We start from the raw sequence: 22,574 nt of genomic DNA on the forward strand, positions 1-22,574 counted from the left end.
CGGCGGGCCGGCTCGTGCCGGCCTGTTGGGCGAGGCGACGGCGCTCGATTATAGCGTGACATCGGACGGCGGAACGCGCGGCGCGCGTGCCGCGACGCCGTCCGGAGAAGGAAGGAAAGAGGTTCGGTTTGCAAGCGAATGAACGACGGAGCGCCGGCTGGCCGACGCTCGCGATTCTGGTCGGCGCGTCGGTATGGGGCCTGATCTGGTATCCGTTGCGCCTTTTGGCGGCGCTCGGCGTGACGGGCACGGCGGCGAGCGCGGCGACGAGCGTCGTCGCGTGCGGGTTCGTGCTGATCGTGCGGCGCAAGTCGATCGCGACGGTGCGCCGGCATTGGCTGCTGCCCGCGTTGGGTGTCGCCGCGGGCGTGACGAATCTCGGCTTCGTCTGGGGCACGATTCACGGCGAGGTGCTGCGCGTGATGCTGCTCTTCTATTTGACGCCCGCGTGGACCGCGATCTACGCGCACTTCATCCTGCGCGAGCGGCTGACGGCGGCGGGCGCGGCGCTCGCCGCGCTGTCGCTCGGCGGCGCGGTGCTGATGCTGTGGTCGCCGCGGCTCGGCGTGCCGCTGCCGTCGAATCCGGCCGAATGGGCGGGGCTCGCGGCCGGGATGAGCTTCGCGATGAGCAACGTGCTCGTCGTCAAGGCGAGCCGCGAGCTGCCGCAGATGAAGCCCGAGATGCGCACGGCGACGCTGTTCGCCGGCGCGGCCGCGATGGGCGTCGCCGCGTCGTTCGTGGAGGGGCTGCCGCCGCTGCCCAGGGGCGGCGATCTCGGCTTCGCGGCGCTTCTCGTCGTCGGAATCGGCGTGACGGTCGCGGCGAACAACATGCTCGTCCAGCACGGCCTCGCGCGCGTGCCGGCGAACCGCGCGTCGATCATCATGCTGTTCGAGATCGTCGTCACCGCGCTGTCGGCGTGGCTTTTTGCCAACGAAGTGCCGAGCGCGCGCGAATGGGCGGGCGGCCTTTGCATCGTCGTCGCGACCCTGCTGTCGAGCCGCGTGCATCGGGCCCGCCCGGCCGACGGCGAGCCGCGCGAGCCGCGGGACGGCGCGCGCGCGATGGTATGATTGGCCCCATCCGCGGGGCCGACTGCTTGACAGCACGGCCCCGTTTTTCGAATCTTGGGCGTGCGGCGCGCGCGCGGGCCTTTCGGCCGAAGCGCGGCGCGCAACGCAGGCTCCGAACCGTTTCACACTCTTTACCACCGATACCGCCGTGCGTCTGAGCTCGATCAAACTCGCTGGCTTCAAATCTTTCGTCGATCCCACGCACTTCCAGGTTCCAGGTCAACTGGTCGGCGTGGTGGGCCCGAACGGGTGCGGCAAGTCCAACATCATCGACGCCGTGCGCTGGGTGCTCGGCGAGTCGCGCGCGTCCGAGCTGCGCGGCGAATCGATGCAGGACGTGATCTTCAACGGCTCGACGGCCCGCAAGCCCGGCAGCCGGGCGAGCGTCGAGCTGATCTTCGACAACTCCGACGGCCGCGCGGCCGGCCAGTGGGGCCAATACGGCGAGATCGCCGTGAAGCGCGTGCTCACGCGCGACGGCACGTCGAGCTACTACATCAACAACCTGCCGGCGCGCCGCCGCGACATCCAGGACATCTTCCTCGGCACGGGCCTCGGGCCGCGCGCGTACGCGATCATCGGGCAGGGGATGATCGCGCGGATCATCGAGGCGAAGCCCGAAGAGCTGCGCGTGTTCCTCGAAGAGGCTGCGGGCGTGTCGAAGTACAAGGAGCGCCGCCGCGAGACCGAGAACCGGTTGCACGACACGCGCGAAAACCTGACGCGCGTCGAGGACATCGTGCGCGAGCTTGGCGCGAATCTCGAGAAGCTCGAGGCGCAGGCCGTCGTCGCGACGAAGTACAAGGAGCTCGTTGCCGACGGCGAGGAGAAGCAGCGCCTGCTGTGGCTGCTGCGCAAGAACGAGGCGGCGGCCGAGCAGGACAAGCAGCGCCGCGCGATCGGCGAGGCGCAGATCGAGCTCGACGCGCAGACCGCGAAGCTGCGTGAGGTCGAGGCGCAGCTCGAGACGCTGCGCGTTGCGCACTATTCGGCAAGCGACGCGACGCAGGGCGCGCAGGGCGCGCTCTACGAGGCGAACGCCGAGGTGAGCCGGCTCGAGGCGGAGATCAAGTTCATCGTCGAATCGCGCAACCGCGTGCAGTCGCAGATCGCGGCGCTCGTCGCGCAGCAGGAGCAGTGGCGCGCGCAGGCGGACAAGGCGCAGGGCGATCTGGAGGAAGCCGAAGAGGCGCGCGCGGTCGCCGACGAAAAGGCGGCGATCGCCGAGGACGACGCGGCCGCGAAGCACGACGCGCTGCCCGCGCTCGAGGCGCGCTGGCGCGACGCGCAGACGGGCCTGAACGACGAGCGCGGCCGGATCGCGCAGACCGAGCAGGCGCTCAAGCTCGAAGCCGCGCACCAGCGCAACGCCGATCAGCAGCTGCAACAGCTTCAGCAGCGCCACGAGCGCCTGAAGGCCGAGGCGGGCGGCCTCGACGCGCCGGACGAGGCGCAGCTCGAGGAACTGCGGATGCAGCTCGCCGAGCACGAGGAGATTCTCGGCGAGGCGCAGGCGCGCCTTGCCGACGCGCAGGAGACGCTGCCGCGCCTCGACGCGGAGCGCCGCGCGGCGCACGAGCGCGTGCAGGCCGAGAGCGCGCAGATCCATCAGCTCGAAGCGCGCCTCGCCGCGCTCAAGCAGCTGCAGGAAAACGTGCAGACGGAAGGCAAGATTCAGCCGTGGCTCGACAAGCACGAGCTCGGTGCGCTGCCGCGTCTGTGGAAGAAGCTGCACGTCGAGGCCGGCTGGGAAACCGCGCTCGAGGCGGTGCTGCGCGAGCGCCTCGCGGCGCTCGAAGTGTCGAATCTCGACTGGGTGAAGGCGTTCGCGAACGACGCCCCGCCCGCGAAGCTCGCGTTCTACGCGCCGCCCGCCGCGGGCGAGCCGCTCGCCGCGCCGGGCGCGCTGCGCCCGCTCCTGCCGCTCGTGCGGATCGACGACGCGGGCCTGCGCGCGGTGCTCAACGACTGGCTCGGCACGGTGTTCGTCGCCGACGATCTCGCCCAGGCGCTCGCCGCGCGTTCGCAACTGCCGCAAGGCGGCGCGTTCGTCGTGAAGGCGGGCCATGTCGTCACGCGCTCGGGCGTGCAGCTCTACGCGGCCGACTCCGAGCAGGCGGGGATGCTCGCGCGCGCGCAGGAAATCGAGAATCTGACGCGCCAGGTGCGCGCGCAGGCGCTCTTGTCCGACGAAGCGAAGTCGGCGGCGATCCGCGCGGAAGCGGCGCACACGCAGGCGTCGCAGGCGCTGACCGAGGTGCGCGCGCAGGCCGAACGCGCGACGCAGCGCGTGCATGCGCTGCAAATGGACGTGCTGAAGCTCACGCAGGCGCACGAGCGCTACACGCAGCGCAGCACGCAGATCCGCGAGGAACTCGAGGAGATCGGCGCGCAGATCGAGGAGCAGCGCGCGCTGCGCGCGGAGTCGGAGGCGAACTTCGAGCGCCACGACGCCGAGCTCGCCGAGTTGCAGGCACGCTTCGAGGACAACCAGCTCGCGTTCGAGTCGCTCGACGAAACGCTGACGAACGCGCGCCAGGAGGCGCGCGAACTCGAGCGCGCGGCGACCGACGCGCGCTTCGCCGCGCGCCAGTCCGCGAACCGGATCGACGAGCTCAAGCGCTCGATCCAGGTCGCGCACGAGCAGGCCGAGCGTGTCGCCGCGTCGCTCGAGGACGCGCGCGCGGAGCTCGAGACGATCAACGAGCAGACCGCGCACACCGGCCTGCAGGACGCGCTCGAAGTGCGCGCGGCGAAGGAGCAGGCGCTCGGCGCCGCGCGCGCGGAGCTCGACGATCTCACCGCGAAGCTGCGTGCGGCCGACGAGACGCGGCTCGCGGCCGAGCGCTCGCTGCAGCCGCTGCGCGACCGCATCACCGAGCTGCAGCTGAAGGAGCAGGCGGCGCGCATGACGGGCGAGCAGTTCGCCGAGCAGCTCGCGACGGCCGAGGTCGACGAGGCCGCGCTGCGGGAGAAGCTCACGCCGGACATGAAGCCGTCGTACCTGCAGGGCGAGGTCACGCGGCTCAACAACGCGATCAACGCGCTCGGCCCCGTCAACATGGCGGCGCTCGAGGAACTCGCGGCCGCGAGCGAGCGCAAGGTGTTTCTCGACGCGCAATCGGCCGACTTGACGAACGCGATCGAGACGCTCGAGGACGCGATCCGCAAGATCGATCAGGAAACGCGCGCGCTCCTGCAGGCGACCTTCGACGAGGTGAACCGCCATTTCAGCGATCTGTTCCCGCGCCTGTTCGGCGGCGGCCAGGCGAAGCTCATCATGACGGGCGACGAGATCCTCGACGCCGGCGTGCAGGTGATGGCGCAGCCGCCCGGCAAGAAGAACGCGACGATCCACCTGCTGTCGGGCGGCGAGAAGGCGCTGACGGCGACCGCGCTCGTGTTCGCGATGTTCCAGTTGAACCCGGCGCCGTTCTGCCTGCTCGACGAGGTCGACGCGCCGCTCGACGACGCGAACACCGAGCGCTTCGCGAATCTCGTGCGCGCGATGTCGGACAAGACGCAGTTCCTCTTCATCTCGCACAACAAGATCGCGATGGAGATGGCGCAGCAACTGATCGGCGTGACGATGCAGGAGCAGGGCGTGTCGCGGATCGTCGCGGTCGACATGGAAACGGCCGCGGGTTTTGCCCAGAATTGACGTTTGACGAATGGCTCGCGGGCGCGCGGCGCATTGGCGCCCGCCCGCGAGCCCAATGAAAAAGAATTGGATGGAGCTTGCATGGACGAGTTGACACTCGGGTTGATCGGCGCGGGCGCCGTCGTGGTGGGCGGCGTCGTGGTCTACAACGCGTGGCAGGGCGCGAAGGTGCGCCGCAAGATGCCGCGCCCGATGCCGACCGAGGCGGCCGAGGCCGCCGCGCGGCACGAGCGCGATGACGATGCGCCCTTCATCGAGCCCGTGCGGCAGCCGGCGCGCCGCGAGGCCGCAGCGGGCGGCGCGTCGGACGCGCGAAGCGAAGACGCGGTGCGCGTCGAGCCGACGTTCGGCGGCGCGGCGCCCGCCGATATGCCGGCTGACTTGCAGGCCGAGGCGACCATCGCGAACGGCGCGGTTGTTGCGCCCGCCGCCGAGGAGACGGACGGCGAAGCGGCCGCGCCGGCTCCCGCGCACGACGAGCCGGTCGAACCGGTGCTGCCCGCCGCGACGACGATTTCCGCGGCGCCGCCCGCTATCGTCGATCGCCGCATCGACTGCATCGTGCCGATCCGCCTCGCGAGCCCGCTTGCGGGCGACAAGATCCTGCCCGCCGCGCAGCGGCTGCGCCGCGCGGGCAGCAAGCCGGTTCACATCGAGGGCAAGCCGGACGGCGGCGACGCATGGGAGCTGCTGCAAAACGGCGTGCGCTACGAAGAGCTGCGCGCGGCCGCGCAGCTCGCGAATCGCAGCGGTCCGCTCAACGAACTCGAGTTCTCCGAATTCGTGACGGGCGTCCAGCAGTTCGCGGACGCGATCGACGGCGCGCCGGAATTCCCGGACATGATGGAAACGGTGTCGATGGCGCGCGAGCTCGACGGCTTCGCCGCGCAATGCGACGCGCAGTTGTCGATCAACGTGATGTCGGACGGCGCGCCGTGGTCGGCGAACTACGTGCAGGCGGTCGCGTCGCAGGACGGGCTGCTGCTGTCGCGCGACGGCACGCGCTTCGTGAAGCTCGACGCCAAGCAGAACCCCGTCTTCATGCTGCAGTTCGGCGACACGAACTTCCTGCGGGACGATCTCACGTACAAGGGCGGCAATCTGATCACGCTCGTGCTCGACGTGCCCGTCGCCGACGAGGACATTCTGCCGTTCAGACTGATGTGCGACTATGCGAAATCGCTGTCCGAGCGAATCGGCGCGCGCGTCGTCGACGATCAGCGCCGGCCGCTGCCCGAATCGACGCTGCTCGCGATCGAGCAGCAGTTGATGAAGCTGTACGCGCGGCTCGAGGAGGCGGGGATTCCGGCCGGCTCGCCCGTCACGCGGCGGCTGTTCAGCCAGTAAGCGCAAGCCGGGCGCCGCGCTTTCACTGCGGCGCGGCTCGAGCGGCTCGCATGGGTGGCGGCGAGCGCGCCTCATTATTGTGGTTCGTGATCGCGCCGCCGCGCCGCGTTGTCCGAATCGGCGGACGCATGCGGCTGCGATCGCGCGGCTTTTCGCTTTCGCGGTGTTTGCGCGGCGAGATGCGTTTCGCCAGGCGCCGAGCGATGTGCGATCGCGGCCGCTGTGGGCCGCCGGTTGCCCTGCGCGCCGCGTCGATTGCATGCGTCCGATTTGCATGCCGTCCGATCCGACGCGCTTCGTCAGGCTGCTCGCCGCGCCGAAGATCGCGGGTCGGGAAGGCGGATGCGAACGCCCGGCCGCCCGCGATTTCCGCGATCGACCCGCCAATCAGCCGATGCCGAAAAAGGCTCGAACTGAGATAATCGTCGCCTGATGATCCTCACGAGAAAGTGCCGCCAGCATGGCCCGATCCCCAGTTGAACCGTCCGCCGGCCAGCCGGCGAAGCGCGCCGCATGGCTGCGCGCCGAGCTCGAGCGGGCGAACTACGCATATTACGTGCTCGACCAGCCGGACCTGCCCGACGCCGAGTACGACCGCCTCTTCGCCGAACTCCAGCAGATCGAGGCCGAGCACCCCGATCTCGTCACGCCCGATTCGCCGACGCAGCGCGTCGGCGGCGAGGTCGCGAGCGGCTTCACGCCGGTCGTTCACGATACGCCGATGCTGTCGCTCAACAACGGTTTTTCCGACGACGACGTCGTCGCGTTCGACAAGCGCGTCGCCGACGGCCTCGACAAGCCGACCGACCTCGCCGGCACCGTGACCGAGCCTGTCGAATACGCGTGCGAGCTGAAGTTCGACGGCCTGGCGATCTCGCTGCGCTACGAGAACGGCCGCTTCGTGCAGGCATCGACGCGCGGCGACGGCACGACGGGCGAAGACGTCACCGAGAACATCCGCACGGTCCGCTCGATTCCGCTGACGCTCAAGGGCAAGCGCGTGCCGCGCATGCTCGACGTGCGCGGCGAAGTGCTCATGTTCAGGCGCGATTTCGCGCGCTTGAACGAGCGTCAGCGCGCGGCGGGCCAGCGCGAATTCGCCAATCCGCGCAACGCGGCGGCGGGTAGCCTGCGGCAGCTCGATTCGAAGATCACCGCGTCGCGGCCGCTTTCGTTTTTCGCCTACGGGATCGGCGTGCTCGACGGCGTCGAGATGCCCGACACGCACAGCAGCCTGCTCGACTGGTACGAGACGCTCGGGCTGCCGGTGAACCGCGAGCGCGCGGTCGTGCGCGGCGCGGCGGGCCTGCTCGAGTTCTTCCATTCGGTGGGCGCGCGGCGCGAGTCGCTGCCGTACGACATCGACGGCGTCGTCTACAAGGTGAATCGCCGCGACGAGCAGGATCGGCTCGGCTTCGTGTCGCGCGCGCCGCGCTTCGCGCTCGCGCACAAGTTCCCCGCGCAGGAGGCGCTGACGAAGCTCGTCGCGATCGACGTGCAGGTCGGCCGCACGGGCGCGATCACGCCGGTCGCGCGTCTCGAGCCCGTGTTCGTCGGCGGCGCGACCGTCACGAACGCGACGCTGCACAACGAGGACGAGGTGCGCCGCAAGGACATCCGGATCGGCGACACGGTCATCGTGCGCCGCGCGGGCGACGTGATTCCCGAAGTGGTGTCGGCCGTGTTCGACCGGCGTCCCGCCGACGCGCGCGAGTTCGTGATGCCGACCGAGTGCCCGGAATGCGGTTCGCGGGTCGAGCGATTGCCCGACGAGGCGATCGCGCGCTGCACGGGCGGGCTCTTCTGCCCCGCGCAGCGCAAGCAGGCGCTCTGGCACTTCGCGCAGCGCCGCGCGCTCGACATCGACGGGCTCGGCGAGAAGATCATCGATCAGCTCGTCGAGCAGAACCTCGTGCGCACGCCGGCCGATCTGTTCAATCTCGGCTTCTCGACGCTCGTCGAGCTCGATCGTTTTGCGGAGAAGTCCGCGCAGAACCTGATCGACTCGCTCGAAAAGGCGAAGCACACGACGCTCGCGCGCTTCATTTACGCGCTCGGCATCCGGCACGTCGGCGAATCGACGGCGAAGGACCTCGCGAAGCACTTCGGCTCGCTCGATCCGATCATGGACGCGTCGATCGACGAATTGCTCGAAGTCAATGACGTCGGGCCGATCGTCGCCGAATCGATCCATCAGTTCTTCGCCGAGGCGCACAATCGCACGGTGATCGAGCAACTGCGCGCGAAGGGCAAAGTCACGTGGCCCGAAGGGCCGCCCGCGCCGCGCGCGCCGCAGGGCGTGCTCGCGGGCAAGACCGTCGTGCTGACGGGCACGCTGCCGACGCTCACGCGGGAAGCCGCGAAGGAGATGCTCGAGGCGGCGGGCGCGAAGGTCGCGGGCTCGGTGTCGAAGAAGACCGATTACGTCGTCGCGGGCGCCGACGCGGGCAGCAAGCTCGCGAAAGCCGAGGAGCTCGGCATTCCGGTGCTGGACGAAGCAGGCATGCACAAACTTCTGGAGGGCCATGCGCGATGATTCGCGAGATTCTGAAGATGGGCGATCCGCGTCTGCTGGAAGTCGCCCGGCCGGTGGAGTCGTTCAATACGCCGGAGTTGCACGCGCTCGTCGCGGACATGTTCGAGACGATGCATCACGCGAACGGCGCGGGACTCGCCGCGCCGCAAATCGGCGTCGGGCTGCAGGTGATCATCTTCGGCTTCGGCAGCAGCGAGCGCTACCCGGAGGCGCCGCCCGTGCCGGAGACCGTGCTAGTCAATCCGAGCGTCGAATATCTGCCGCCCGACATGGAGGACGGTTGGGAGGGCTGCCTGTCGGTGCCGGGGCTGCGCGGCGTCGTGAGCCGCTACCGGCGCGTGCGCTACAGCGGCTTCGACCAGTACGGCGCGAAGCTCGAGCGGATCGCGGAGGGCTTTCATGCGCGGGTCGTCCAGCATGAGTACGACCACCTGATCGGCAAGCTCTATCCGATGCGGATCACCGATTTCTCGAAGTTCGGCTTTACCGACGTGCTGTTCCCGGGGCTCGACGCGCAAGCGGACGATTGACGCGGCGGGCGCGCGCGCAGGCGAAGCGGAAAAAATCGAAACGCCCGCGTGCGTTTCCGTGCGAGGTCCGCCGGCGCAGGCCGGGGCTCAAGGCGCAACGATTGCGGGGGCCGGCCGCGAGCGGCCGGCTTGCCATGCTCAGAACGACTCGTCCGGCCCGAGATAGCGCCATTGGCCTTGCGGCAACGCGCCCAGCATCACGCGGCCCATCCGCACGCGCTTCAGGCCGATCACCTCGAGGCCGACGAGCTCGCACATCCGGCGAATCTGGCGCTTCTTGCCTTCGCGCAGCACGAAGCGCAACTGCTCGCCGTTCTGCCAGCTGACCATCGCGGGCTTGAGCGGCACGCCGTCGAGCTCAAGGCCGTGCCGCAGCTTCGCGAGCGACTCGGCGGGGAAGTGCCGTTCGATGTCGGTCGTGCGCTCGCCGAAGCGCACGCGCACCAGATATTCCTTGTCGATGTCGGATTGCTCGCCGATCAGCTGTTTCGCGACGCGGCCGTTTTGCGTCAGCACGAGAAGGCCCGTCGAATCGATGTCGAGCCGGCCCGCGGGCGCCAGCGCGCGCAGGTGCTGCGGCGAGAAGCGCAGTGGCGAGCGGTCGCCGCCCCAGTGATTCTCGCGCGTGACGAGCGTCGCGGCGGGCGCGTAGCCGTCCTCTGCCTGGCCCGACACGTAGCCGACCGGCTTGTGCAGCAGGATCGTCACTTGCGCGGCCTGCTCGGCGCGCGCGTTCGAATCGATCTCGATGCGCTGGTCGGCGCGCACCTTCGTGCCGAGCGTGTCGATGCGCTCGCCGTCGACGAGCACCCAGCCTTTCTCGATCCACTCGTCCGCTTCGCGGCGCGAGCAGAGACCAAGCTCCGACATGCGCTTCGACAGCCGCACGAGGCCCGTTTCATCGCCGCGCTCGATGTGGGCGGCCGATTCGTTCGGCTCGCCGATGCGGCGCTTGATCGGCTGCGCGACCTTCGGGCGCGAGCCCGTCGCCGCGCGAGCGGCGGGGCGGCGATCGCCGGATGCGCTCGCGCGGGTTGCCGGCCGCTCGTCGAAGCGTGCGGTGCGCTCGGTGCGCGCAGGCGCGCGCTTCTCGGATGCGCCATGGCGGTCGTCGGTGCGCTGCGGCGCACGCTTGCCGGCTGCCGTGCGCTTGCCCGCGAACGACGCTGGCGCCGCATCGCGCGCGCTGCGGCTGTCCGCACGAGGGGCGCGGCCGGTTGGGGCGTCTGCCCCGCGCGCCGCGGTCCGCGCCGCGCCGCCGAACTTCGCGCCCGCCGCGCCGCGCGCGCCGCCGGGTTTTGCGCCTTCGCGCTCGGACCGGCCCTTGCCGCGCGCGCCTGAATCGAACGAGCGCGCATCCGAGCTGCGCGACGCTCGCTCGTCGCGCGGCGCAGCGCGGCCGGCCGTGCGATCGGCGGCGCGCCGCTCCGGCTTCGCGTCGGTGCGGCGCACACGCTCCCCGGCCGCCGCGCCGGGCGAGCCGGCACGCTTGGCAGGCGCACGTTCGCCGCCCGTGCGGCCGGTGTCCTGCGTGGTGCGCGGCTTTGCGACGCGCTTGCCTTCGGGCGCGGCTGGGCGCGACGGCCCGTGCGCGCGCTTCGGCGCGGCGCTCGCCGCGCCGCGCGGCGCCGACGGTTTGGCAGCGGGCGCTGCGGACTTCGCCGCAGCCGGCTTCGCGCCCGCCGCTTTCGGGTCGGGCCGCGCGACCTTGCGCGCGGTGAGGCTGCCGGAACGGACGGGGGCGCGGCCGGGTGCGGCCGGGCGCGGATTCTTGACGGTCAATTTTGTGCGCATAAACGCTCGAATATTCACACTGCGATCGCGCGCAGCAACTCGGTTTCGACTTGGATCTGCAGACGGTTGTCGGACAAGCCGGTGCCGTCGAGCATGAAGACGTCCTCGACGCGTTCGCCGAGCGTATTGATCCGCGCCGCGTGGACGCCGACCCGGTGCTCGGCCAGCACGCGCGCGATCGAATAAAGAAGGCCCGGCCGGTCGTTGGCCGACACGGACAGAATGTAGTACTGGCCGCGCTCGTCGGCCCGCAGGTCGACGCGCGGCGTGATCGGGAACGTGCGCGACAGCCGCGAGAGCCGCCCCTTCGACGGCTCGGGCAGCGGCGCCGACTCGGCGAGGCGCGCGGCGAGCTGCTGCTCGACGAGGTTCGCGATGTCGCGGTACTGCACGTCGCGCTCGGTCTGCGTGACGATGAAGTTGTCGAGCGCGTAGCCGTGGCGCGTCGTGTTCACGCGCGCGTCGAGCACCGACAGCCCGTTGCGGTCGAAGTACGCGCAGATGCCCGCGAACAGGTCCGAGCGGTCCTTCACGTAGACGAGCACCTGCAGCGCGTCGCCGACGGGCGACGGGCGTGCGCGGACGATCGCGGTGTCGGCCGCGACGTGCCGGTACAGCACGCGGGTCTGCCACGCGATGTCGGCCGCGTCGTGGCGCAGGAAGTAGCCGACGTCGAGCTGATCCCACAGCGCACGGTGCGCGTCGGGCGGCACGGTTTCGAGGCGCAGCAGCGCGAGCGCTTCTTCCTGCCGCGTCTTCAGCTCCGAATGCGCGTCGGGCTGCGCGCCGCCCAGCACGGCGAGCGTCGCGCGATACAGATCCTCGAGCAGCTTGCCTTTCCACGTGTTCCACACCTTCGGGCTCGTGCCGCGAATGTCTGCGACGGTCAGCAGGTACAGCGCCGTCAGTCGCCGCTCGTTGCCGACGAGGTCCGCGAAGCGCTTGATCACCTCCGGGTCGCTCGTGTCCTGCTTCTGCGCGACCTGGCTCATCGTCAGGTGATGCTGCACGAGCCAGACCACGAGCGCCGCGTCGCCGCCTTCGATGCCGTGCTCGCGGCAAAAGCGTCGCGCGTCGGTCATCCCGAGCGCCGAGTGGTCGCCGCCGCGGCCTTTCGCGATGTCGTGGAAGAGGGCGGCGACGTACAGCACCCACGGCCGCTCGAAGTTCACGATCAGCTGGCTGCAGAACGGATATTCGTGCGCGTGCTCGGCGACCGCGAAGCGTCGGATGTTGCGCAGCACCATCAGAATGTGCTGGTCGACCGTGTACACGTGATACAGATCGTGCTGCATCTGGCCGACGATCCGCCGGAAGTTCAGCAGATAGCGGCCGAGCACGCTCGTCTGGTTCATCAGCCGGAATGCGTGCGTGATGCCTTCCGGTTGCTGCAGGATCTGCATGAACGTATGGCGGTTGCGCGGATCGCGCCGCCACGCGTTGTTCATCACGTCGCGCGAGTTGTAGAGCGCGCGCAGCGTGCGCGCGGACAGACCCTTCACGCCGCGCGTCGCCTCGTACAACAGGAACGCTTCGAGGATCGCGTCCGGGTGACGCTCGAACACGTCGTCCGCGGCGATCTCGAGCATGCCCTGCTTCTCGACGAAGCGCCCGGGCGACAGCACGCGCGTGACGCCGCTCGTCGCCGGGAAGAGCTGCGCCTCGATGTTCTGGATCAGGATCGTCGCGAGCTGCGTGACCGCCTTCGCGGCCCAGTAGTAACGCCGCATCAACTGCTCGCTCGCGCGCTTCGCGGGCGTCGGGCGGTAGCCGAAGCTCTCGGCCGCCTGAGTCTGCAGATCGAACACGAGGATGTCCTGGCGCCGCCCGGCGATCACGTGCAGCCGCGCGCGCAGCGTCTTCAGGAAGCCTTCGTTGCGGCGCAGCTCGCGCGCCTCGCGATCGGTGATGAGCCCGCGCGTGTCGAGCTCGCGCCAACTGCTGCCGAAACCCGCCGCGCGCGCGATCCAGAGAATCGTCTGCAGATCGCGCAGGCCGCCGGGGCTTTCCTTCACGTTCGGCTCGAGGCTGTACGGCGTGTCCTGGAACTTCGCGTGGCGCTGGCGCATCTCGAGCACCTTCGCCTGGAAGAACGCGCGCGCGTCGAGCGCTTCGCGATAGCGCAGCATGAAGCGCTCGAAGAGCGCCGTGCTGCCGACGATGCGGCGCGCCTCGAGCAGCGAAGTCTGTACGGTGACGTCCTGCGACGCCTCCTCGATGCACTGGTCGACCGTGCGCACGCTGCTGCCGATCTCGAGCCCGAGATCCCACGCCATGCCGATGAAGCGCTCGATCCGTTCGTCGAGCTCGCGCGCGTGCGCATCGGGCAGCAGCACGAGAATGTCGACGTCCGAGTGCGGCGACAGCTCGCCGCGCCCGAAGCCGCCGACCGCGACGAGCGCGAGCGTCGCGGGCAGCCCGCATTCGTGCCACAGGCGGCGCAGCGCGTCGTCGGTCGCGCGCGACAGCGCGTGCATCAGCGGCGTGACGTTGGTCGCGGTCTGGAAGCGCGCGAGCAACTCGGCTTTCGCGGCCTTGAATTCGGCTTTGCGCGACAGCGCGGGAGGCGGCGCGGCGACGGATGCGCTCATGGGCGGCGATCGGATTGGGCGGTTGAACGGCCGCGCGCGACGACGCGAGCGGCTACCTGGCTAAATCGAGCGGGTTGAAGCGAACGAAGCGGCTTGCGGCGCACGCGAGGCGCGCCGCAGCCGCTCAGGCCGCCGTCGCCGGCGCGGCGAACGTCGGGCGCGCCGGCGTGCCGGCCGACACCGTCAGCACCTCGTGGCCTGTTTCGGTGACGAGAATCGTGTGCTCCCACTGCGCGGACAGGCTGCGGTCGCGGGTCTTGACGGTCCACTGGTCGGGCATCGTACGGATGTCGCGCTTGCCGGCGTTGATCATCGGCTCGATCGTGAAGATCATGCCCGGCTTGAGCTCGATGCCCGTGCCGGGGCGTCCGTAGTGGACGACCTGCGGATCTTCATGGAACACCGTGCCGATGCCGTGGCCGCAGTATTCGCGCACGACGCTGTAGCCTTGCGCCTCCGCATGCTTCTGAATTGCGTGGCCGATGTCGCCGAGATGCGCGCCGGGCTTCACCTGGTCGATGCCGAGCCACATGCATTCGTAGGTGGTTTGCACGAGGCGCTTCGCGAGGATCGAGCCCTCGCCGATGAGGAACATCCGGCTCGTGTCGCCGAAATAGCCGTTCTTGATGACGGTGATGTCGATGTTCAGCGCGTCGCCGTTCTTCAGCGTCTTGTCGCCCGGAATGCCGTGGCAGATCACGTCGTTGACCGAAGTGCAGATCGCCTTCGGGAACGGCGGATAGCCCGGCGGCTGGTAGTTGAGCGGCGCGGGCACCGTACCCTGCACATTGATCATGTACTCGTGGCAGAGGCGGTCGAGTTCGCCCGTCGTCACGCCGGCGACGACGAACGGCGTGATGTAGTCGAGCACTTCGCTCGCGAGACGGCAGGCGATGCGCATCTGCGCGATGTCGTGTTCGTTTTTGAGCGTAATAGCCATGAGTCGATGCCTGAAATGCGGTGAATTGCGCAATTATCGCACCTTATTCCAGCCGTCGCAGCCCTTCGCGGGCCGTCGCAGCACGAATTCTGGCGCGAATTTCTGCTTGCTCGCATGACGTGGGCCAGGCCGTCGTGCGGCGGGGCCGGGTACTTGCCCGCGCGGCGAAAGCGGCGGGCGACTTGAGGGCCGTCATGCCCGCGTGCTATACTGATTGGCTAAGTCGACGCTTAAGTTGCTGTTTTGCCCGGTGCGGGAACGATTGAGTTTTCGTTTCGGGGCGTGATGGCGGCGGCGGAGGCCTCGGGCGCGAAGCTTTCGAATTTCTTTCGAAGATGCGCGCCGAAATCGCGAGCCGGCGCACCCAGGGTGTCGCGGCGCGAACGGCAAGGGCGGTGCCCGCCGTCGCGCCATGATACGGCAGCCGGCTTAAGACCCAAACCCTCGTGGAGAATACAAATGGCAGTCACGATGCGCCAAATGCTGGAAGCCGGTGTCCACTTCGGTCACCAGACGCGCTTCTGGAACCCGAAGATGGCCCCCTTCATTTTCGGCCACCGCAACAAGATTCACATCATCAACCTCGAAAAGACGCTGCCGATGTTCAACGACGCACAGAAGTACGTGCGTCAGCTGGCGGCGAACCGCGGCACGATCCTCTTCGTCGGCACGAAGCGCCAGTCGCGCGACACGATCGCCCAGGAAGCGCAGCGCGCGGGCATGCCGTACGTTAATGCGCGCTGGCTCGGCGGCATGATGACCAATTTCAAGACGCTGAAGGTGTCGATCAAGCGCCTGAAGGACATGGAAGCGGCGGTCGAGGCGGGCGAGCTCGAGAAGATGAGCAAGAAGGAAGCGCTGTTGTTCGAGCGCGAAATCGCCAAGCTGCAGAAGTCGATCGGCGGCGTGAAGGACATGGGCGGCATTCCGGACGCGATCTTCGTCGTCGACGTCGGCTACCACAAGATTGCCGTCACCGAGGCGAACAAGCTGGGCGTGCCCGTCATCGCGGTGGTCGATACGAACCACTCGCCGGAAGGCGTGGATTACGTGATCCCGGGTAACGACGACTCGAGCAAGGCAGTCGCGCTGTACGCCGAAGGCGTTGCCGACGCGATCCTCGAAGGCCGCGCGAACGCGGTCAACGAAGTGGTCCAGGCGGTGCGCGGCGACGACGAATACGTCGAGGAAAACGCGTAATCGGCCCCGAGCCGGCGCAAAAAGGGGGCTCTCAACAGGCCCCCTTTTTTTAAGCCGCTTTTTTTCGGGCGGCCGATCCGGGCTGACGCGGCGCAAGGATTGCGCAAACGTCCGGAAACGAATGCCTGTCGCCTGCGTCGAAGTGCGGGCGGCGTTGTGAATACAGACTCAAGGAGCGAATGATGGCGGCAATTACCGCAAGCATGGTGGCAGAACTGCGCGCGAAGACCGACGCACCGATGATGGAGTGCAAGAAGGCGCTGACGGAAGCCGACGGCGACATGGCCAAGGCCGAAGAACTGCTGCGCGTGAAGCTCGGCAACAAGGCGAGCAAGGCCGCGTCGCGCGTGACGGCCGAAGGCGTCGTCGCATCGTTCGTCGGCGCCAATGCCGGCGCGCTCGTCGAGCTGAACTGCGAAACCGACTTCGTCGCGAAGAACGACGATTTCAACGCGTTCGCGAAGACGGTCGCTGAACTCGTCGCGACGCAGAACCCGGCCGACGTCGCTGCGCTGTCCGCGTTGCCGCTCGACGGCAAGACCGTCGACGAAGTGCGCCTCGCGCTCGTCGGCAAGATCGGCGAGAACATCTCGATCCGCCGTTTCGTTCGTTTCGAAACGTCGAACAAGCTCGCGACTTACCTGCACGGCAGCCGCATCGGCGTGATCGTCGAGTACACGGGCGAGCAGGAGCAGGTCGGCAAGGACGTCGCGATGCACGTCGCGGCAATGAAGCCCGTCTCGCTGTCGTCGGACGACGTGCCGGCCGAACTGATCGAGAAGGAGCGCCGCGTCGCCGAGCAGAAGGCTGCCGAATCGGGCAAGCCGGCCGAGATCGTCGCGAAGATGGTCGACGGCAGCGTCCAGAAGTTCCTGAAGGAAGTGTCGCTGCTGAACCAGCCGTTCGTGAAGAACGACAAGCAGACGATCGAGCAGATGCTGAAGGCCTCGAATGCGGCGGTGCAAAAGTTTGCCCTCTTCGTGGTCGGCGAAGGCATCGAGAAGCGCCAGGACGACTTCGCGGCGGAAGTGGCCGCGCAGGTCGCCGCCGCGAAGCAGCAGTAACCAGTCGTAAAAGCGGTAACCAGCAGTACGCTTGACCCGCGGCGGACGACCGTTCCGCCGCGGCCGGCAGCGCCGCCTGACGGGTCTTTCAGCCAGCCCGGCCCGGCGGCGCTTGCCCGAACCAGCATTTCGCCCCTACAGTTCGTGCTTGTCATCCTCTCGTCGCTCGGAAGTCCTTATGTCCAATGCCTATAAACGCGTCCTCCTCAAACTTTCCGGCGAAGCTCTGATGGGCGACGATGCCTTCGGCATCAATCGCGCGACGATCGAGCGGATGGTTGCCGACATCGCAGAAGTCGTGCGTCTCGGCACGCAGCTCGCGGTCGTGATCGGCGGCGGCAACATCTTTCGCGGTGTCGCGGGCGGAGCGGCCGGCATGGACCGCGCGACGGCCGACTACATGGGGATGCTCGCGACGATGATGAACGCGCTCGCGCTGCAGGACGCGATGCGCCACGCGGGCATCGAGGCGCGCGTGCAATCGGCGCTGCGGATGGACCAGGTGGTCGAGCCGTACATCCGGCCACGCGCGATCCGCCAGCTCGAGGAGGGCAAGGTGGTGATCTTCGCGGCGGGCACGGGCAACCCGTTCTTCACGACGGACACGGCGGCCGCGCTGCGCGGCTCGGAAGTCGGCGCCGAGGTGGTGCTGAAGGCGACGAAGGTCGACGGCGTCTATTCGGCCGATCCGAAGAAGGACCCGTCGGCGACGCGCTATTCGTCGATCAGCTTCGACGAGGCGATCGGCCGCAACCTGCAGGTGATGGACGCGACGGCGTTCGCGCTCTGCCGCGACCAGAAGCTGCCGATCCGCGTGTTTTCGATCAACAAGCCGGGTGCGCTCAAACGTATCGTTCAAGGTGAGGACGAGGGCACGCTCGTCCACGTGTAAACTCTCGCCGATGCGGGCCGGCGGCGCAAAGCGCCGCCTTTGGCCGTTGCCCGCATCGTTTTGAAGTTCGGAAGGTTCGGAGGTTGAAATGAGTGTCGCTGATATCAAGAAGGGCGTCGAGCAGAAGATGCAGCGCTCGATCGAAGCGTTCAAGAACGATCTGGCGAAGATCCGCACGGGCCGTGCGCATACCGGCCTGCTCGATCACGTGCAGGTCGACTACTACGGTTCGATGGTGCCGATTTCGCAGGTCGCGAACCTGACGCTCGTCGACGCGCGCACGATCGGCGTGCAGCCGTGGGAAAAGAACATGGTCGCGAAGGTCGAGAAGGCGATCCGCGAGGCCGATCTGGGCCTGAATCCGGCGACGGCGGGCGACCTGATCCGCGTGCCGATGCCGGCGCTCACCGAAGAGCGCCGCCGCGAGCTGACGAAGGTCGTCAAGGGCGAGGGCGAAACGGCGAAGGTCGCCGTGCGCAACCTGCGCCGCGACGCCAACGAGCAACTGAAGAAGCTCGTCAAGGACAAGGAAATCTCCGAGGACGACGAGCGCCGCGCGGGCGACGACGTGCAGAAGCTGACGGACAAGCACGTCGCGGAGATCGACAAGCTCGTCCAGAGCAAGGAAGCGGAGATCATGACGGTCTGAAGCCGCCTTGCGTCGCACTTTTTTCTGCAGCTACAGTCTCAGCGGCCATGACCTATACCAGCTCTACCGTTCGCGTGCCTGACGTCGCCGCCGTGCCGCGTCACATCGCGATCATCATGGACGGCAACGGCCGTTGGGCGACCGAGCGCCGCCTGCCGCGCGTCGCGGGACACACGCGCGGTGTCGACGCGGTGCGTTCGGTCGTCGAGGGGTGCGCGCGCTCGGGCGTCGAATATCTGACGCTCTTCGCGTTCAGCTCCGAGAACTGGCGCCGGCCGAACGACGAAGTGTCGTTCCTCATGCGCCTGTTCATCACCGCGCTCGAGCGCGAGGTCGGCAAGCTGCACGCGAACGGCATCCGGCTGCGCGTCATCGGCGATCTGACGAAGTTCGAGCCGCGCATCCAGGCGCTGATCCGCCGCGCGGAGACGAAGACCGCGCGCAACACACGCTTGACGCTGACGATCGCCGCGAACTACGGCGGTCGTTGGGACATCCTGCAGGCGACGCGCAAGCTCGTCGAAGAGGCGGCGCGCGAAGGGCGCGCGGCCGAAATCGACGAGGACGCGTTCGCCCGCCATCTGGCGATGGCCTATGCGCCCGAGCCGGATCTGTTCATCCGCACGGGCGGCGAGCAGCGCATCAGCAATTTCCTGCTCTGGCAGCTCGCGTACACCGAGTTCTACTTCACCGACACATTCTGGCCGGATTTCGACGCCGGCGCGCTCGCCGAGGCGCTCGCGTCGTACACGCACCGCGAACGCCGCTTCGGCCGCACGAGCGCGCAGCTCGAACCCCAGGCCCAGGACGCCGACTCCCTTTCATGCTGAAGACCCGTGTCATCACGGCGGTCGTGCTGCTGGCAGTGCTGCTGCCCGTGACGCTGTTCGCGCCGCTTTCCGCGTTCGGCGCGCTGATCGCGCTCGCGCTCGTATTCGCCGCGTGGGAGTGGGGGCGGTTGTTGAAGCTAGGTGGGATCGGCCCCGTCGCGTATGCGGTGGTCGCGGCGCTCGCGCTCGGCGCGAGCACGCGGCTTGGCATCGGCGCGCACGCCGCGCGGCCGCTTTTCGAAGCGGCGGGCGTGTTCTGGCTGCTGGCGGGCCCGTATGCGCTCTGGCGCAAGCCGGCGCTCGCCGAGCGCGCGTGGAAGCCGTTCCTGCTCGTCGCGGGCCTTATCGTCTTTTCCGCGTGCTGGCATGCGCTCGTCGCCGCGCGCGCGCAAGGCGTACCCTTCGTGTTGTCGTTGCTGCTGGTGGTATGGCTTGCCGATATCGGCGCATACTTCGCCGGAAAGGCGTTCGGCAAGCACAAGCTCGCGCCGTCGGTGAGCCCCGGCAAGACGTGGGAAGGCGCGGCGGGCGGCTGGCTCGCGGTGATGATCGTCGCCGGCGCGGCTGGCGCCGCGCATGCCTTTGAACCGACCCTTTATTCGGCGTTCGTCGCGCATTACGGCGTGGCGGGCGCATTCGCGGCGCTCACGGTGCTCGTCGCGTTCAGCGTGGTCGGCGACCTGTTCGAGTCGCTGCTCAAGCGCCAAGCCGGCGTGAAAGACTCGAGCGGCCTGCTGCCGGGCCACGGCGGCGTGCTCGACCGCGTCGACGCGCTGTTGCCCGTGCTGCCGCTCGCGATGCTGCTGCTCGGTTAAAACTAGACTCTATTATGCAAAAACGTCTGACATTGCTCGGTTCGACGGGCTCGATCGGAGACAGCACGCTCGATGTCGTCACGCGTCATCCGGAGCGCTTCGCGGTTCATGCGCTCACGGCCCACCGCAACGGCGACAAGCTCGTCGCCCAGTGCCTGCGCTTTGCGCCCGACGTCGCGGTGGTCGGCGACGCCGAAACCGCCGCGCGGGTCGAGGCGCAATTGCGCGCCGCGGGCAGCAAGACCCAGGTCGCGTACGGCAAGCAGGCGCTCGTCGACGTATCGAAGAGCGACGGCTGCGACACCGTCGTCGCGGCGATCGTCGGCGCGGCGGGGCTCGCGCCGAGCCTCGCCGCCGCACGCGCGGGCAAGCGCATCCTGCTCGCGAACAAGGAGGCGCTCGTGATGTCGGGCGCGATCTTCATGGACGCGGTGCGCGATCACGGCGCGATCCTGTTGCCCGTCGACAGCGAGCACAACGCGATCTTCCAGTGCATGCCGCGCGACGCGGCCGAGCATGGCGGGATCGCGAAGATCATCGTGACCGCGTCGGGCGGCCCGTTCCGCACGCGCGAGCCCGTGACGCTCGCGAGCGTCACGCCCGACGAGGCGTGCAAGCATCCGAACTGGGTGATGGGCCGCAAGATCTCCGTCGATTCCGCGACGATGATGAACAAGGGCCTCGAGGTGATCGAGGCGCACTGGCTGTTCGGCCTGCCGAGCGAGCGCATCGACGTGTTGATCCACCCGCAGAGCGTGATCCATTCGCTCGTGTCATATTGCGACGGCTCGGTGCTCGCGCAACTCGGCAATCCGGACATGCGCACGCCGATCGCGCATGCGCTCGCGTTTCCCGAGCGTGTCGACGCGGGCGTCGCGCAGCTCGATCTCGCGCAGATTGCGACGCTCACGTTCGAGAAGCCCGACTACGCGCGCTTTCCGTGTCTCGCGCTCGCCATCGATGCGCTCGAGGCGGGCGGCGTCGCGAGCGCGGCGCTCAATGCGGCCAACGAGATCGCGGTCGACGCGTTCCTGTCGCGCCGCATCCGCTTCACCGCGATCGCGCAGACGGTCGACGCGGTGCTGAGCGGGCTGTCCAATCGTACGCCGAGCGGCCTCGACGACGTGATCGGCGCGGACGCCGACGCGCGCCGCGCGGCGACGGCGTTCATCGACAAGCTGCCCGCGCCCAGCGTCGAGCGAGCCGCCTGAATGGAGTCGACACGCTCATGAACGTGCTGGTCGAACTGATCGCGTTTGCTGTGGCGATCGGCGTGCTGGTCGTCGTGCATGAGTACGGGCATTACCGCGTCGCGCGCTGGTGCGGCGTCAAGGTGCTGCGCTTCTCGATCGGCTTCGGCGCGCCGGTCGCGCGCTGGGTCAGCAAGAAGACGGGTACCGAGTGGACGTTGTCCGCGCTGCCGCTCGGCGGCTACGTGAAAATGCTCGACGAGCGCGATCCCGGCGACGGCATTCGCGCGAGCGAACTGCCGCTCGCGTTCAACCGGCAACCGGTCGGCAAGCGGATCGCGATCGTCGCGGCGGGTCCGATCGCCAATTTCCTGCTCGCGATCGTGCTCTTTTCGGCCGTGTTCGCGACCGGCGTGACCGAGCCGGCCGCGATCGTCGCGCCGCCGGCGGCCGGCACGCCCGCCGCGGTCGCGGGCTTCGACGGCGGCGAGACGATCGTGTCGATCCGCACCGTGGGCGCGGGCGGCGCCCAGGGCGGCGACGCGGAGCCGGTGCGCTCGTGGTCCGATCTGCGCTGGAAGCTGCTCGGTGCGGCGTTCGACCGCAAGGATGTCGTGCTCGGCGCGCGCAATCGCGCGGACGGCGCCACCTACGATTTCCGTGTCGATCTGCACGGCATCGCCGATCGCGAGATCGACGACGATTTCATGTCGCGCCTCGGTCTAGAGCCGGGCGGCGGATCGCTGACGGTGACGTCGGTGTTGCCGGGCGGCGCCGCGCAACAGGCGGGGCTTCAGGCGGGCGACAAGCTCGTGTCGCTCGACGGCGCGCGCATCGGCGGCTCGACGCGTTTCATCGACGACGTGAAGGCGCATGCGGGCCGCGCGCTCGCGCTGCGGATCGAACGCGCGGGCGTCGAGCGCACGGTGTCGATCGTGCCGCAGGCGCAGCGCGACGACGAAACGGGCAAGCAGGTGGGACGCATCGGCGCGGCGCTCGCGCTGCAGACGCCGAGCGTGGACGTGCGTTACGGCGTGCTCGAGAGCGTCGAGCTCGGCGTGCGGCGCACGTGGGACATTTCGGTGTATTCGCTGACGATGTTCGGCAGGATGGTGACGGGCGAAGCGTCGCTGAAGAACCTGTCCGGCCCGGTGACGATCGCCGACTATGCGGGCAAGAGCGCGAGGCTCGGTTTGTCGGCGTTCCTATCGTTTCTCGCCCTTGTCAGCATTAGCCTAGGCGTGCTGAACTTGCTGCCGATTCCCGTTTTGGACGGGGGGCATCTGTTATATTATCTGGTTGAAGCCGCGACCGGCAAGGCCGTATCGGAGCGCTGGCAACTGATTCTGCAAAGAGCGGGGTTGATCTGCATCGTCGCGTTGTCGGCGATCGCGCTGTTCAACGATCTGGCTCGGTTAATCCATTTTTGACGCGTCGGGCGGCAACTGCAACGGTGGCC

Annotated in this window: 17 protein-coding genes; 14 read left to right on the top strand and 3 right to left on the bottom strand. The window is 68.5% G+C overall.

Going from position 1 to position 22,574, the window contains the following annotated elements; all coding sequences use genetic code 11:
* The first annotated feature begins 128 nt into the window (after positions 1-128).
* The 6 genes from BTH_RS22525 (at position 129) to def (ending at position 9,150) form a co-directional block, all read left to right on the top strand.
* Positions 129-1,076: a DMT family transporter gene (locus tag BTH_RS22525; RefSeq protein WP_009890422.1), complete on the top strand. Its 948-nt coding sequence runs from the start codon at positions 129-131 to the stop codon at positions 1,074-1,076.
* A 148-nt stretch (positions 1,077-1,224) separates the two neighbouring features.
* Positions 1,225-4,737, top strand: coding sequence for a chromosome segregation protein SMC (gene smc, locus BTH_RS22530; RefSeq protein ID WP_009890424.1), 3,513 nt, complete (start codon positions 1,225-1,227; stop codon positions 4,735-4,737).
* Positions 4,738-4,818: 81 nt separating this feature from the next.
* On the top strand, positions 4,819-6,084 hold the full coding sequence (locus BTH_RS22535) for a cell division protein ZipA C-terminal FtsZ-binding domain-containing protein (protein WP_009890426.1): 1,266 nt from the start codon (positions 4,819-4,821) through the stop codon (positions 6,082-6,084).
* A gap of 274 nt (positions 6,085-6,358) precedes the next feature.
* Entirely contained in the window at positions 6,359-6,517 is a 159-nt protein-coding gene (locus BTH_RS35290; RefSeq protein ID WP_223297050.1) for a hypothetical protein, read from the top strand.
* Between the two features lie 27 nt (positions 6,518-6,544).
* Positions 6,545-8,620 carry an NAD-dependent DNA ligase LigA gene (gene ligA, locus BTH_RS22545; RefSeq protein ID WP_009890429.1) on the top strand — a complete coding sequence of 692 codons (2,076 nt, stop codon included), beginning with the start codon at positions 6,545-6,547 and terminating at the stop codon, positions 8,618-8,620.
* Positions 8,617-9,150, top strand: coding sequence for a peptide deformylase (gene def / locus BTH_RS22550; protein ID WP_009890431.1), 534 nt, complete (start codon positions 8,617-8,619; stop codon positions 9,148-9,150). The genes ligA and def overlap by 4 nt, the downstream gene beginning before the upstream one ends.
* A gap of 138 nt (positions 9,151-9,288) precedes the next feature.
* On the opposite strand, the gene BTH_RS34620 is transcribed toward def, so the two are convergent.
* The 3 genes from BTH_RS34620 to map all read right to left on the bottom strand — a co-directional run bounded on the left by BTH_RS34620 (position 9,289) and on the right by map (position 14,475).
* Positions 9,289-10,944: a pseudouridine synthase gene (locus BTH_RS34620; RefSeq protein WP_156529977.1), complete on the bottom strand. Its 1,656-nt coding sequence runs from the start codon at positions 10,942-10,944 to the stop codon at positions 9,289-9,291.
* A gap of 14 nt (positions 10,945-10,958) precedes the next feature.
* Positions 10,959-13,535: a [protein-PII] uridylyltransferase gene (locus BTH_RS22560; protein WP_009890434.1), complete on the bottom strand. Its 2,577-nt coding sequence runs from the start codon at positions 13,533-13,535 to the stop codon at positions 10,959-10,961.
* 124 nt (positions 13,536-13,659) lie between these two features.
* On the bottom strand, positions 13,660-14,475 hold the full coding sequence (gene map / locus BTH_RS22565; protein WP_009890436.1) for a type I methionyl aminopeptidase: 816 nt from the start codon (positions 14,473-14,475) through the stop codon (positions 13,660-13,662).
* Positions 14,476-14,934: 459 nt separating this feature from the next.
* Between map and rpsB the strand changes: the two genes are divergently transcribed.
* The 8 genes from rpsB (at position 14,935) to rseP (ending at position 22,545) form a co-directional block, all read left to right on the top strand.
* The gene (rpsB, locus tag BTH_RS22570; protein ID WP_009890438.1) at positions 14,935-15,675 is read left to right on the top strand and encodes a 30S ribosomal protein S2; all 741 of its coding nucleotides are present in this window, start codon (positions 14,935-14,937) and stop codon (positions 15,673-15,675) included.
* Positions 15,676-15,857: 182 nt separating this feature from the next.
* Positions 15,858-16,739: a translation elongation factor Ts gene (tsf, locus tag BTH_RS22575; RefSeq protein ID WP_011402238.1), complete on the top strand. Its 882-nt coding sequence runs from the start codon at positions 15,858-15,860 to the stop codon at positions 16,737-16,739.
* Positions 16,740-16,917: 178 nt separating this feature from the next.
* Entirely contained in the window at positions 16,918-17,631 is a 714-nt protein-coding gene (pyrH, locus tag BTH_RS22580; RefSeq protein WP_009890442.1) for a UMP kinase, read from the top strand.
* Positions 17,632-17,719: 88 nt separating this feature from the next.
* The gene (frr, locus tag BTH_RS22585) at positions 17,720-18,280 is read left to right on the top strand and encodes a ribosome recycling factor (protein WP_009890444.1); all 561 of its coding nucleotides are present in this window, start codon (positions 17,720-17,722) and stop codon (positions 18,278-18,280) included.
* 47 nt (positions 18,281-18,327) lie between these two features.
* The gene (gene uppS / locus BTH_RS22590) at positions 18,328-19,110 is read left to right on the top strand and encodes a polyprenyl diphosphate synthase (protein WP_009890445.1); all 783 of its coding nucleotides are present in this window, start codon (positions 18,328-18,330) and stop codon (positions 19,108-19,110) included.
* The gene (locus tag BTH_RS22595) at positions 19,104-19,925 is read left to right on the top strand and encodes a phosphatidate cytidylyltransferase (protein ID WP_009890446.1); all 822 of its coding nucleotides are present in this window, start codon (positions 19,104-19,106) and stop codon (positions 19,923-19,925) included. Before uppS ends, BTH_RS22595 begins: the two co-directional genes overlap by 7 nt.
* 14 nt (positions 19,926-19,939) lie before the next feature.
* Positions 19,940-21,136 carry a 1-deoxy-D-xylulose-5-phosphate reductoisomerase gene (locus BTH_RS22600; protein ID WP_009890448.1) on the top strand — a complete coding sequence of 399 codons (1,197 nt, stop codon included), beginning with the start codon at positions 19,940-19,942 and terminating at the stop codon, positions 21,134-21,136.
* A 17-nt stretch (positions 21,137-21,153) separates the two neighbouring features.
* Entirely contained in the window at positions 21,154-22,545 is a 1,392-nt protein-coding gene (gene rseP / locus BTH_RS22605) for an RIP metalloprotease RseP (protein ID WP_009890449.1), read from the top strand.
* Positions 22,546-22,574: the final 29 nt, after the last annotated feature.

It is taken from the genome of Burkholderia thailandensis E264 (genome assembly GCF_000012365.1).
Taxonomy (GTDB): domain Bacteria; phylum Pseudomonadota; class Gammaproteobacteria; order Burkholderiales; family Burkholderiaceae; genus Burkholderia; species Burkholderia thailandensis.